9 protein-coding genes and 2 pseudogenes are annotated in these 13,191 nt (G+C 70.9%); 3 read left to right on the top strand and 8 right to left on the bottom strand.

What is annotated here, in order from left to right; all coding sequences use genetic code 11:
• Positions 1-65: 65 nt before the first annotated feature.
• A pseudogene (locus tag ACQEV8_RS28875) lies at positions 66-635 on the bottom strand (GNAT family N-acetyltransferase).
• 272 nt (positions 636-907) lie between these two features.
• Between ACQEV8_RS28875 and ACQEV8_RS28870 the strand changes: the two are divergent.
• Positions 908-1,483: a hypothetical protein gene (locus ACQEV8_RS28870; RefSeq protein ID WP_432965984.1), complete on the top strand. Its 576-nt coding sequence runs from the start codon at positions 908-910 to the stop codon at positions 1,481-1,483.
• Positions 1,484-1,813: 330 nt separating this feature from the next.
• Here the strand turns inward: ACQEV8_RS28870 and ACQEV8_RS28865 are convergent.
• The 6 genes and pseudogenes from ACQEV8_RS28865 to ACQEV8_RS28840 form a co-directional block, all read right to left on the bottom strand.
• Positions 1,814-4,449 (bottom strand): annotated as a pseudogene (locus ACQEV8_RS28865) (SpoIIE family protein phosphatase).
• A 252-nt stretch (positions 4,450-4,701) separates the two neighbouring features.
• Positions 4,702-5,145 carry an ATP-binding protein gene (locus ACQEV8_RS28860; RefSeq protein ID WP_432965981.1) on the bottom strand — a complete coding sequence of 148 codons (444 nt, stop codon included), beginning with the start codon at positions 5,143-5,145 and terminating at the stop codon, positions 4,702-4,704.
• Between the two features lie 124 nt (positions 5,146-5,269).
• On the bottom strand, positions 5,270-5,782 hold the full coding sequence (locus tag ACQEV8_RS28855; protein ID WP_432965978.1) for a (deoxy)nucleoside triphosphate pyrophosphohydrolase: 513 nt from the start codon (positions 5,780-5,782) through the stop codon (positions 5,270-5,272).
• A gap of 81 nt (positions 5,783-5,863) precedes the next feature.
• On the bottom strand, positions 5,864-6,049 hold the full coding sequence (locus ACQEV8_RS28850) for an SPOR domain-containing protein (RefSeq protein WP_432965975.1): 186 nt from the start codon (positions 6,047-6,049) through the stop codon (positions 5,864-5,866).
• A 361-nt stretch (positions 6,050-6,410) separates the two neighbouring features.
• Positions 6,411-7,163: a GntR family transcriptional regulator gene (locus tag ACQEV8_RS28845; protein ID WP_432965972.1), complete on the bottom strand. Its 753-nt coding sequence runs from the start codon at positions 7,161-7,163 to the stop codon at positions 6,411-6,413.
• Between the two features lie 147 nt (positions 7,164-7,310).
• Positions 7,311-8,429, bottom strand: a complete 1,119-nt coding sequence (locus ACQEV8_RS28840) for a septum formation family protein (protein ID WP_432965969.1) — start codon at positions 8,427-8,429, stop codon at positions 7,311-7,313.
• 933 nt (positions 8,430-9,362) lie between these two features.
• Between ACQEV8_RS28840 and ACQEV8_RS28835 the strand changes: the two genes are divergently transcribed.
• A complete protein-coding gene (locus tag ACQEV8_RS28835) occupies positions 9,363-10,952 on the top strand; it encodes a S8 family peptidase (protein ID WP_432965966.1) in 1,590 nt (529 codons plus the stop codon).
• A gap of 199 nt (positions 10,953-11,151) precedes the next feature.
• Here the strand turns inward: ACQEV8_RS28835 and ychF are convergent, their stop codons facing one another.
• Positions 11,152-12,240 (bottom strand): redox-regulated ATPase YchF, encoded by a 1,089-nt coding sequence (ychF, locus tag ACQEV8_RS28830; protein ID WP_432965963.1) that lies wholly within the window; start codon positions 12,238-12,240, stop codon positions 11,152-11,154.
• Between the two features lie 170 nt (positions 12,241-12,410).
• On the opposite strand from ychF, the gene ACQEV8_RS28825 reads away from it, so the two are divergent.
• On the top strand, positions 12,411-12,980 hold the full coding sequence (locus ACQEV8_RS28825; protein ID WP_432965960.1) for a DUF6542 domain-containing protein: 570 nt from the start codon (positions 12,411-12,413) through the stop codon (positions 12,978-12,980).
• Positions 12,981-13,191 lie beyond the last annotated feature (211 nt).

Below are 13,191 nucleotides of genomic sequence, written 5' to 3'. Positions count from 1 at the left end.
GTCGTCCCCCGGTGGTGTGGTTGGTGTTGCCGGGGATGACGATTGGCACGGACGTTCGGTTGCGATCAGCTGGACCCTTCGGCCAAGTGCCGTACGTACACATGGCCCTCCCTGGGAAACGCGGGCGGCTTCGGAGGAAGGACGGTAGCGGCTCTTGTCCGCCACACGACAGGAGGCCGTGTTGTCCGCCTGATGCAGGAGTCCGAGGCGAGTCAGGCCGGTGGGGGCGAAGGTGGTGAAGGCCCAGTCGGTCAGGGCGTGCAGGGCGCGGGGGCGATGCCCCGGCCGCGCGCGTGTGCCGCTGTCCAGTATCCGACCTCGGCGGACGCGGCGCCAGGGGTGACGTCCTTGAGGACGACGTGGCCCGCCGGTGGTCCGGGCGGGCCGGAGGAGAGGTCTCGCTCCTCGACGGCGAAGGCGTAGCGGCTGCCCTGCTCCCAGCCCTGCCGCTGCTCGCGCAGCCACCGCGCGGCGCTCGCCTCGTCGTCGACGGCGAAGGACATCCAGCGCCGCAGGGCCCCGTCCGGGCCAAGCGCGGCCAGCGCCGCGGCGTCCCCGGGGGTCCAGGGGCGCAGGACCAGGGCGGGGGCTGTCGCTGTCGCGGCCGCTCCGAGGCGGGTCGAGGTGTCGGGCATGGGGCGATCGTACGGTGGCCGCCGACCGCTTCCTCTGCTCTCAATTCCCCTCGCCGGCGCCCCTCGTAGGGATTCTGTGACGGCTCCCAGCCGACCCTCACCTCGTTTATGTGATGATCCAACTCGCCAGGGCCTAGGGATGACCTGCCCAGCACAACCTTCCGCACGGGCCGTCGGAGACCAAGTTCAACCCCTCGCACCTCGACCCCGACACCGCTCCCGCACACAGCCTTCCGCACCTCGACGAGGCGGCGCGCAACCGCAGACTGTCCGTGGATCTGCTGAACGCCGAGCGGGCCTTCGAGGACACCCCGTCGGCCGCGAACACGGACACCCTGGACAAGGCGCAGAAGGCCTACGACGAACACCTCGAAGACATCCCGAACAACAGCAAGCACTCCGAGAAGCTGGGCGAGGCGGCAGCCCGCCACCACGTCATCCCGAACGAGTTCCCGACCGCCGAGCCCGTCGTACGGCCGAAGACGCCCAACGGCGCCAACTTGTTCGACGACGTGTACAAACTGAGCGACGACGGTGACTACCTCATCGTGGAGGAGAAGGCCCCGTCGGGCGACCTCGACTGGCGCAAGGGCAAGGCCGACCCGGATCCGTCGGACCCGGCCCTCCACGACGGAGGGGGCCAGGGCATGCGGGTCAAACAGGGAACCAGGCCCTATATCCGCACGATCCTGGCAGAGATGACGAGTCGTGGTGGTAAGGACGCCGAGATCGCTGCCGACCTACGCGCCGCGCTGCGGGAAGGGAAGGTGCAGTACGTTTTGGTGAAGGCGGTTGACAACGTTGGTCACTCCTATGCCGGTGCCGTCATCGAGCATCTGAAGATCTAGTCCGAGTAGAGCAAGTGGTCACCCGCGTTCCCCGCCATGAGTTCCGCACGGACAACGCGGGCGAGCTCATGGCGCCCATCGTCAAGAGCACCAAGGACGTACGTGTCCACGTCGAGACCGCGGAAGACGCTCGGTACGAGGCCCTGTCGGGGAGCCCACCCTCGCGAAGTGGCGTTGTCCGACGGATCCGACAGCAGGTGGGACCTCGCGGGTGCCGTAGGTCCGCACGCAGGAGCCCGGGTCGGCCAGGACCGCGATCTCTGGGCTGCAGCCGGTGATGCCGTCCCGGCGTGGGAGGCGTGGGTCACCGGCGCCCCGGCACAGGCCCGGTCAGAACAGGCTCAGCAGCGCCTCCGCCGGATCCGTCAGGCGCGTCTCGCCGCCGGGCAGGGGGAGTTCGAACCACACCGTCTTGCCCCGGGGCGTGCGCCGGGAGCCCCACGCGGCGCTGAGCAGGCCGACGAGCTGCAGGCCGCGGCCGCCCTCGTCGGTGTCGCGGGCCCGGCGGCGGCGGGGCTGGACCAGGCCGGAGTCCCAGACCTCACAGACCAGGGTGCGGTCGAGCAGCAGCCGGAGGCGGATCTCGCCCTCGCCGTAGCGCAGGGCGTTGGTGACCAGCTCGCTGACCAGGAGCTCCGTGGTGTCGACGAGAGCTTCCATGTCCCAGCTGATCAGCTGGGCACGCGCGTACTCACGGGCCCGGCCCACACTGCGCGGCTCGCGCGGCAGGGTCCAGTCGCCCACGGACTCGTTCGGCAGGCCCTGTACACGTGCCATCAGCAACGCGATGTCGTCCTCGCCGTGGTGGGTGTCGAGGGTGTTGAGGACGTGGTCGCAGACGTCCTCCAGCGGCTGGGCCGGGTCGGAGAGGGCGCTGACGAAGGCCTGCAGGCCCTCGTCCAGGGGGTGGTCGCGGCTTTCGACAAGTCCATCCGTGTAGAGCGCGAGCAGCGCGCCCTCGGGCAGGTCGACCTCGACCTCCTCGAAGGGCTCCCCTCCGACACCGAGCGGCAAGCCCGGCGGCACGTCCAGCATCAGGGCGGACTCGCCCGGTTCGACCAGGACGGGCGGCAGATGGCCCGCGTTGGCGAAGGTGCAGCGCCGGGTGACGGAGTCGTAGACGGCGTAGACGCAGGTGGCGAGGTACACCTCCGAGAGGTCCGCCTCACGCGGGCGGCGGGCCGCCCTGGTCGCCTGCTGGACGCCCCCGGGGCGCCGAGGCCGCGGGCGATCTCGTCCAACTGGGACAGCACCTCGGCCGGTTCGAGATCGAGCTGCGCCAGGGTCCGGACGGCCGTACGGAGTTCGCCCATGGCGACGGCGGCGCGCAGGCCGCGGCCCATGACGTCGCCGACGACGAGCGCCGTGCGGTGCCCGGGGAGTTCGATGACGTCGAACCAGTCGCCCCCGACCTCGCTGGGCCGGCCGGTGTTGGCGTTGCCGGGCAGATAGCGGCAGGCGATGTCGAGGCCGGAGGCCTCCGGGTCGCCGGGCGGGAGCAGGGACCGTTGCAGTATCAACGCGCGCTCGTGCTCGCGCCGGTACAGGCGGGCGTTGTCGATGCAGACCGCCGCGCGCGCCGCCAGTTCCACCGCGAGGTCGCGGTCCCGGTCGCCGAACGGTTCGCTGCCCTTCGTACGGGCGAACTGCACGAGCCCGACGACGGTGTCATGGGCGACCATCGGCACGGCGAGCGTGGACTGCACGAGCCCCCCGTCCTCACCGGGGACCCTCTGCGGGCGTGCCGTGCGCAGGGCGTCCGCGCAGGGCGAGTTGAACGGGTAGTGGTGGACGGCGCCGACCGAGACGGGCACGCCGGTGCCGGCGAAGGGCTCGTCGGAGACGGCGCTGGCGAACGCGACCCGGCGCAGCTCGGCGCTGCCGTCGGCGAGCCCGGGCGGGGTCTCGTCGCCGGCCAGCAGGCCCTGGTAGAGGTCGACGGTGGCCAGGTCGCAGAAGCCGGGCACCACGACGTCGAGGAGTTGCCTGGCCGTGGTCTCCAGGTCGAGGGAGTTGCCGATGCGGGCGCCGGCCTCGTTCAGCAGAGCCAGGTTGCGCCGGGCGGCGGCGGCCTCGCGGGCGGCGGCGCGGCGCGAGGTGATGTCCGTACCGAGCCAGGCGATCCCGATGGGCCGGCCCGAACCGCTGTGCACGCGGTAGAGGTTGACGGACCAGTGGCGGCGCTCGTCGGAGCCCGGCACGAAGCCCGTGACGTGCATGTCCGTGATGGAGTTGCCGCTCTCCAGCACGCGCCGCAGCGTGGCGGCGACCCGCTCGGCCTCGCCGCGCTGGAGGTAGTCGTGGACGCCTTTGCCGCGGTGGTCGTCGGGTTCGCCGCCGAAGACGGACGCGAACCGGTGGTTGGCGCGGCGGACCCGAAGGTCGGCGTCGATCAGCAGGAAACCGAACGGGGATTGACCGAAAATGGCCTGCGAGGCGGCGAGGTCGGTCTCGATGCTGCGCAGCGTGCGGACGTCGACGACGATGCAGACGGCGGCCTTCTCGCCCTCCTCGGTGCGCGTCGGCATGACGTACACCTCGGCGAGCCCCTCGCGTCCGCACTCCCCCTCGGCGCCCTTCGGCATCCGGAAGGGCACCACGCCGGTCCACTCGCGGCCGTCGAGGATCTCCGCCATCTTGCGCATGCCCCGCTCGTGATGGCGCGGGTCGATGAAGGCCTCGATGGGGTCCATGCCGACGGCGCGGTCGGCGGAGATGCCGAAGAGGTGCTCGGCGCGCAGACTCCACTGGTCCACCAGCCCGTCGGGGCCGATGGAGAAGGACGCGACCTTGATGTAGTCGTAGATGGATCCGGGGGGACTGCTTTGCCACATGGCGTCCCCGGACCGCACCCCGTCGGCCGCGAGCGCACCTCCCACCGCGGAAGCCAGGCCGTCCGCGGCCCTGGCCCTAGCGCCATCCGACGGGTCCTCGGACTCCGTGGCCTTCGCTGGTATCTCGCTCACGCGAACCGTCCCCTCCAGCTCACCGCGTCCGGCACCGGTCACCGGGGGCGGCTGCCCGCAGTATCCAGCACTACGGTGCCGCACAACACGGTGTTCACGATCACAGCACGGTCCCGATGGTTTTCGGTCCGGACCGTGAGAACACTTCCAGTCTTCTAACCAGCGGACACGGCGTCGAATCACGTCTGTCGACAACCGCCACTGGCCTGAACCAATCGCTCGACAGTGACGGGGCGTACGTACACCGATTTTTCACCCCGGCAGGGCGAGTTCGAACCACACCGTCTTGCCGGCGACGCCGGGCCGGGTGCCCCAGCGGCGGCAGGACGAGGCGACCAGTTGCAGTCCGCGGCCGCTCTCGTCATCGAGCCGGGCGGCGCGCTCGCGGGGCGGGTCCGGGAGCGGGTCGGAGACCTCGCACCTCAGGACGCCGTCCAGGCCGGACGGGCGGAGCAGGCGGACCCCGATGGGTCCGGTGGCGTGCCGCAGAGCGTTGGTGACCAACTCACTGACCAGCAACGCCGCGAGGTCGGACAGGCTGTCGAGGTCCCAGCAGCGGAGTTGGCCGCGGACGACCTGGCGGGCGGTGCGCACGGCACCCGGTTCGGCGGCAAAGGTCCACTCGGCGCAGTCACCTTCGGTGTCGATCACGCCGATCACTTCCCAGGCAGGAGGCCCGCCCATGTCCGGTTTCATGGGTTTAATGGGCACATACCCGATATCCGGGGCGGAGTACCGTGCGGGGCGGCGCACAGTGGCACGAAAAGCACAGGGGGCGCCCGTACGGCAATTGCCCGGCATCGCACGCCCCCGGTTGGCCTCAGGCGCCTGGCACTTCCTCCGCACCGGGACTGGATGAGCCGGGGTCGGAAGCCGTGGAGCCGGAAACGGTGGAGCCGGAAAAGGTGGAGCCGGAAGCGGTGGGGCCTTCCGCGGCTCCGAGGTGTGCGAGGGTCTGCCGTACGGCCGGGACGTCCTGATCGAGCCAGTGCACATCCCAGATCTCGCCCGGGCCGAGCCAGCGCAGTTCGTCGTGGTCCTCGAGAGGCTCGGGGGCGGCGGAGCCGGGCCGCAGCCGTGCGGTCCACACGTGCAGGACGTAGGGCGACTTCAGGGGCCACTCCCCCGGGACGCGCCCGCCGGCCTCGGCGTCGACGCCGAGTTCCTCGCGCAGTTCCCGTTCCAGCGCGGCATCCGCCGTCTCCCCGGGCTCGACCTTGCCACCGGGCAACTCCCAGCGCCCGGCCAGCTCCACGGGCGCGCTGCGCCGGGCCGCCAACAGCCGCCCGTCGTCGACCAGCGCGGCACCCACGACGACGATCCGCTCACTCATGCGGGGAGCCTACGGGAGCGCGGCCGGACAGGGACGTCGGCTCCGGCTCCTCGCGCAGGCACCGGGTGACTCAGTCGTGCGTCACGCGCCCGCCCCGTTCTGCCCCAGCCGCTCGACCCAGTACAGCTGCTTGTGACCGCGGCCGTCGAGGCTGTCCACGATCTTCTGAGCCTCGGACCGGGTCGCGTACCGGCCCACCCGGTAGCGGTTGCCGTTGTCGTCCTCTCGTATCACGAGCCAGGGAAGAGTGATCGTGCTGTCGTTCATCGCGCCCCTCCACTTCCCACCCGCGGCCTGTGCCGTGCCCCACTCGCTAAGGAAACCGCAATGCGCATATGCCCGAGCCTACGCCTAACCTTCACGGAGCGAATACGGGTTTTCACAAAGAGGTACGCAACCAGCCAGAACGCAGGGGGCGCGCGCCGATGAACGCGCCGTCCGAGTGCCTCATCGCACCCAGACGCGGGCATACCGCATATACCGCTGTCGACCTGCGTACACCGCGGTCGACCTGCGAAGACGGCGACCGGTCAGGGAATGCGGACCGCCCCGTTCGACGACGGCCGCCTCTGTGATCCTGTGAGCGGGGCGCGCAGGGAGCGCGCCCCGGGACGGATGTGAGCGTTCGCTACTTGACCGGAAGGTGGTAGGCGACCCGGTACCGATCGGCCGGAATCACCACGTCGGCCGTCTCGACCGGGCGGCCCGAGGCGTAGAACGTGCGGTGGACGACCACGACCACATGGCCGGGGACGCCGCCCAGGACGAGCAGTTCCTCGGCGAGCCCCGGACGGGCGCCGACCTCCTCGGCGACGTTGTCCACGATCACCTCGATCGCGCGCATGCGCTCGACGACGCCCATGCCGCCGAGCGGACCCTCCTCCGGCAGCATCACGGGCGTCCGGCCCGTCACGGCGAGCGGCTCCCAGGACGTGGAGAGCATCATCGCCTCGCCGCCCTCGCGGAAGAGGTACTTCGTGCACATCACCCGGTCGCCCGGCTCGATGTCCAGCCGCTCGGCGACCGCGACACTCGCCTCGGACTGTTCGCTGCTCGACTCCCAGGTGCCGCGCCCCTCACCGTCCGCCTGCTCCTGGCGGAACGGCGTGGCCCCGCCGGGCGGGCGGTAGCCGGAGCGGGAGACGCGCCGGGGGACGGGCCGCTCGCGCACATACGTCCCCGAGCCGGATCGGCCCTCGACCAGCCCCTCCGCCATGAGCACCTTGCGGGCCTCCAGAGCGACGGTGTCCGAGACTCCGTACTCCTGGCGGATTCTGGCCTGGGAGGGGAGCCGGGTGTGCGGTGGCAGCTGACCGTCGACGATCTTCTGGCGGAGATCACCCGCGACGCGCAGGTACGCCGGCTGCTCACCGAATGTCACTGGCCGCTCCCATCAGGTTGTACAGACAGCAACAGCGTGGCAACCGTAGGTTGTGCGATGCAAGCAAAGGCCAGAGAATCACTCGATGTGATGACACAGGGGGCCTGGGGGCTTTACGCAGGCACTTTCTCCCCGCTATAGCCGCCGTCACACCTCGATTTCGGAGTTCCCGCTCTCACTGTCGTCGAACGACGGCGGGGTGGTGGCCAGTCCGAGGGCCTTGCGCGCGGTGACGGTCACCGGGCCGTCGACGTACGCACAGGCCTTCTCGTAGTGCGTGAAGTAGGTGTCCACGTCACCGGCCTCGCTCGCCTTCGACCACTCCTCACGGGCGTCCTCCATCTCCTCGATCAGGTCGGCGACGGGCTTCCGGGCAGCCGACGGCCAGGAGTGACCGCGCAGTGCCTCGATCTGTTCGCCGAGCACGTCGTGCACTTGCGCGGCCCAGGCCCGGGTTCCGGCGAGATCGTCCTCGGGGGACTTCTCCGGCTCCTCGTACAGCGCCGTGTCGACGGCGTTGGCCGTGGACAGGAAGACGACCTGGTCGGTGTCGAGCGTGGTGGGGTCGTCGCGCAGGGAGCCGGTCAGCTCGGCCTTCGCGTCGGTGCCGCCGAAGACGCAGATGATCGCGCGGTCGCCGTAGCGCCAGGTCTCCCGGGACGGCATGAGGTAGTACACGTCGACCTCGGTCGGCATCGCCCAGGAGTCCATGGCGTACTGGTTCTGGAGCCCGTAGCACCTCTCGTCGGCGATGTCGGTGACCTTGCCGCCGCCCGGGAAGGCGCCGCCCGGCAGCGTGACGACGCCGAACACCTCACCGTCGTGCCCGACTTCGCAGGAGACCGGGTCGACGTCGTAGGTGTCGCCCTCAAGACCGTCGGGCGCGTCGAAGCAGTCACCCGTGCGCAGCGACAGGCTCTCGTTGCCCTGCGCGCCGTTCTCGAACCTCGCCCAGACCTCGGACGCGGCACCCGTGGCCAGCACCACCCCCCACAGCACGGCTCCGACGGACGACAGCACCATCCCGGCGATCGCCATGCCCCGCCCGCTCTGCCCGGACCGCCGGATCTGCCACAGCGCGACCAGCCCCAGGACGAGCCCCGCCGCCGGCAGGAAGCAGAGCACACCCAGCACGAGAGCGGCCACGGCGAGCGCGTTGACGGAGACCGGGGTGCCGTACGGACGGTGCGCCTGAGGCCAGTCGGCAGGAGGCCGGCCGTACGGGTCCTGGGGCTGCGGGTTCCCACCGGGCGGGGGTATCGACACGGGTACGGTGCTCCTGGCTGAGGCGGTGGGCGGGGGCTGACGTACGGCTGCGCGCATCGTAGGCGGGTGCGGCAGGGAGGCTGACGGCTGGTCAGCAGGTCGTCGGACCGGCCTGCACCGATCCTGTCAGTGGCCCGGGCCTCGCGGGACCGTCGGGCGTCGCCCATCCCACGGGAAACACCGCCCGTACGGTGAAGCCGCCGTCCCCGGTCGGGCCCGCGTGGAACTCGCCGGACAGCAGGTGCGCGCGTTCTCGCAGGCCCGCCAGGCCGTGTCCGCCATCGGGAAGAGCCGGGTCGGGGGTGATTCGCGCCGGGGGCCTGTTGTGCAGCTCGACGTGCAGTCCGGCCGCGAAGCGGACGCGGACGCGCGCACGGGCGCACGGGCGCACGGAGCGTGCTTGCGGATGTTGGCCAGGGCCGCCTGGACCGTGCGGTACGCGGCGCGTTCGACCGCTTCGGGCACCGCGGCGGGGCATGTCGGTACGTCGAGGTCGACCGGGAGGCCGCTGTCGCGGACCAGGTCCGGGATGCCGGCCAGTCCGGCCCGGGGGACGGCATGCGCGTCCGCGTCTCCCGCCGTGCGCAACACCCCCGCCAGGTGTCGCAGTTCGGTGAGGGTCTGCGCGGACAGTTCGTGGATCGACCGGGCGGTCGTCCGTACGTCCGCGTACCCATGCCGGCCGGGCCGGCGACGCCCTGCCGGCCGAAGCGCTGGAGCGGACCCGCTCGGCGGGCTGACGAGCCGGCCGAGTGGGGACGAGGGCCCTGTCCGTGCAGGGCCCTTGTGCAATTCCTGTGGAGGCCTCAATCTTTCGGCTGACGCACAGGAGTCACCCTTTGGCTGACATGGCCATGACTCCGGGCTTCCGGGTGGCTCCGACGGGCGTGCACCACACCCCACAGCGCACCACCGATGAGGAGGACCCCTCAGATGGCAGTGATGCGTACTCCCCGCACCCCTCACGGATCCACCCGGCGAAGACTGGCCGCGCTCGGCGCGACGGCCACCGCGGCGCTCGTCGCGAGCCTCGTCTCCGCCCTCCCCGCCGGCGCGGCCCCGGTCGCCGCCGAGGGACGCGTCCAGTACGAGGGCGCCGCGAACGCCGTCGCCGGCAGCTACATCGTCACCCTGAAGACCGAGAAGGCCGGTTCGGCCGAGGGCCGCGCCCTGGCGCACAAGTACGGCGCCGAGATCGAACGGACGTACACCAAGGCCCTGAACGGCTACGCCGTCGAGGCGTCCGAGTCCGAGGCGAAACGTCTCGCCGCCGACCCGGCCATCGCCTCCGTCGTCCAGGACAGGACCTACAGCGTCACCGGGACGCAGCCCAGCCCGCCCTCCTGGGGCCTGGACCGCATCGACCAGAAGAACCTGCCGCTGAACAGCTCCTACACCTACCCGGACTCGGCCGGCCAGGGCGTCACGGCGTACGTCATCGACACCGGCGTCCGCATCACCCACAGCGACTTCGGCGGACGCGCCTCCTACGGCTACGACGCCGTCGACAACGACAACACCGCCCAGGACGGCCACGGTCACGGTACGCACGTCGCCGGCACCGTCGCCGGGAGCGCCTACGGCGTCGCCAAGCAGGCCAAGGTCGTCGGTGTCCGCGTGCTGAACAACTCCGGCCAGGGCACGACCGCCCAGGTCGTCGCGGGCATCGACTGGGTCGCGGGGAACGCGGCTCGGCCGGCCGTCGCCAACATGTCCCTCGGTGGCCCCGCCGACACGGCCATCGACACCGCCGTACGCAACGCCGTCACCTCCGGCGTCACGTTCGTGGTCGCGGCCGGCAACGAGTCCACCAATGCCTCCACCCGGTCCCCGGCCCGTGTCACCGAGGCCGTCACGGTCGGCGCCACGACGTCGGGCGACGCGAAGGCGAGCTACTCCAACTACGGGACGGTTCTCGACCTGTTCGCGCCCGGCTCGTCCATCACCTCGGCCTGGAACTCCGGCGACTCGGCGACCAACACCATCTCCGGTACGTCGATGGCGAGCCCGCACGTCGCCGGAGCCGCCGCCCTCCACCTGGCCGACAACCCCACGGCCACTCCCGCACAGGTCTCCGCCGCGCTGACGGCCGCCGCCACCACCGGCGTCGTCACCAGCCCCGGCAGCGGCTCCCCCAACCGGCTCCTGAACGTGGGCGGCGGTACGACCACCCCGCCCGGCCCGCGCTTCGAGAACGCCGCCGACCAGGCCATCGCCGACAACGCCACCGCCGAGTCCCCGGTGACGGTCTCCGGCGTCTCCGGCAACGCGCCCTCGGCCCTGGCCGTCGAGGTCCACATCGTCCACACGTACATCGGCGATCTCCAGGTCCAGCTGATCGCCCCCGACGGCACGGCGTACACCCTGAAGTCGTACGGCACCGGCGGCAGTGCGGACAACATCGACACCACGTACTCCGTGAACGCCTCGGCCGAGACCGCGAACGGCACGTGGACCCTCCGGGTGAGCGACAACGCCCGTCTGGACACCGGGCGCATCGATGCCTGGGCGCTCCAGTTCTGAGCCCTGTGTGTGAAGGCCCGTCAGTTCGTTGACCTGTCCGGGACGCCGAGTTCGGTGAGCAGACCGCGCACGCGCTGCTCGATGGCGTCCCGGACCGGCCGGCGGGCGTCTACGCCCTGCCCCGGCGGAGATGTCGGCACCCGAGACGGCAACGTCATCCGCGTCTGCGCCAGCGGGAGCATGTCATGCCGTGTGCCCGCTACACGTTGAAGCGGAACTCCACGACATCCCCGTCCCGCATCACATACTCCTTGCCCTCCATGCGCGCCTTGCCCTTCGCGCGGGCCTCCGCCACCGAGCCCGTCTCCACCAGGTCGTCGAAGGAGATGACCTCCGCCTTGATGAAGCCCTTCTGGAAGTCGGTGTGGATGACGCCGGCCGCCTCCGGGGCCGTGGCGCCCTTCTTGATGGTCCAGGCGCGGGATTCCTTGGGGCCGGCCGTGAGGTAGGTCTGGAGGCCGAGGGTGTTGAAGCCGACGTGGGCGAGGGTGGCGAGGCCGGGCTCCGCCTGGCCGACGGACTGGAGGAGTTCGAGGGCCTCGTCCTCGTCGAGCTCGGCGAGGTCCGCCTCCAGCTTGGCGTTGAGGAAGATCGCCTCGGCGGGGGCGACCAGGGCGCGCTGCTCGTTCTTGAAGTCCTCGTCGACCAGTTCGTCCTCGTCGACGTTGAAGACGTAGAGGAACGGCTTGGTGGTGAGCAGGTGCAGGTCGTGCAGGAGCTCGTTGCGCTCACCGCCCTGGACGATCCCGTGGGCGAAGAGGGTGTCGCCCTTCTCCAGGATCTCCTTGGCCTCCTCGACGGCCTTGACCTTCGCGGCGATGTCCTTCTTGATGCGCGACTCCTTCTGGAGGCGCGGGAGGACCTTCTCGATCGTCTGGAGGTCCGCCAGGATCAGCTCGGTGTTGATCGTCTCGATGTCGTTCTTGGGCGAGACCTTGCCGTCCACGTGCACGACGTTCTCGTCCGCGAAAGCACGGATGACCTGGCAGATCGCGTCCGACTCACGGATGTTCGCCAGGAACTTGTTGCCCAGGCCCTCACCCTCGGACGCGCCGCGGACGATGCCCGCGATGTCGACGAAGTCGACCGTGGCCGGGAGGACCTTCTCCGACTTGAAGATCTCGGCCAGCTTGCCGAGCCGCGGGTCGGGGACGCCGACGACGCCCACGTTCGGCTCGATGGTGGCGAACGGGTAGTTGGCCGCCAGCACGTCGTTCTTGGTCAGGGCGTTGAACAGGGTCGACTTGCCGACATTCGGCAGACCGACGATTCCGATCGTGAGCGACACGTTGCGACTTCCCGTGAGTGGAGAGGGCCAGGGGGCCAGGGGACCGGCCGATCCACCAGTCTACGGCGTACCCGCAAGCGGCCCGGCGACCTGTCGAACGCTTGGCCTTGCCTCGGCCCACGGCGTGTCTGATGGGCGATTCGGCACATTAAACGACCTACGTTGGTGCAGTGGAGCAATACAGGACGCGACCTGCCCGGTACGGACCGCGACGCGACCGGCCGAGATCGTCACTGCCGCCCCAGGCGAAACGAGGAGCGGGAGAAGCCGGGAGCGAGGCGGCGGTACGGCGGACCCCGACCGCGTCGGCAGCGTCCGCGTCCACCGCGGGACGGCTGCCGAACCCCCGGCTGACCGGGCTGGGCAGCGGGTTGTTCTGCGGAGTGGTGATGTTCCTGCTCGGCGGGTTGTGCGCGGTGCTGTTCGGGGCGTCGCTGACGGCGTACGGCGTGCTGTTCCTGCCGGTGTGTGTGCTGACGGCCGTCTGGGTGCGCCGGGGGGATCTGATGATCGCGCCCGTCGTCGTGCCGATCGCCTTCGCCGTGGGGCTGCTGCCGATGGCCGGCGGCGACGGAGGCACCGGCGGCAGGCTGATGGGGCTGGTGACGGCACTCGCCACGCAGGCCGGATGGCTGTACGGGGGGACGCTCGTCGCCGGCCTCATCGTCATCGTCCGGCGGATCCGGCTGGTGCACCGGCGGCGGACGGCGACAGCGGCCGGGCCCCGTCCACCGGTATGACACCTGCCGGGGTGGCGCCTGCCGGGGCCTGCCGGGCTGGCACCTGCCGGGACCCTGTCGGGGTGGCGTCTGCCGAGGTCCTGTCGGGGTGGCGCCACCGGTGGGACGACCACCGCCGGACCCGGCGGCGCACCGGCGACGGACGGCGGCCGCAGCCGGGCCCGTCCACCGGCGTGACACCAGCGGGGTGACACCCACCGGCGTGACACCC

Source organism: Streptomyces sp. CA-179760 (assembly GCF_050937045.1).
Lineage (GTDB): Bacteria > Actinomycetota > Actinomycetes > Streptomycetales > Streptomycetaceae > Streptomyces.
The sequence above is the reverse complement of the archived record's forward strand: the minus strand, read 5'-3'. Positions and strand labels throughout refer to the sequence as shown.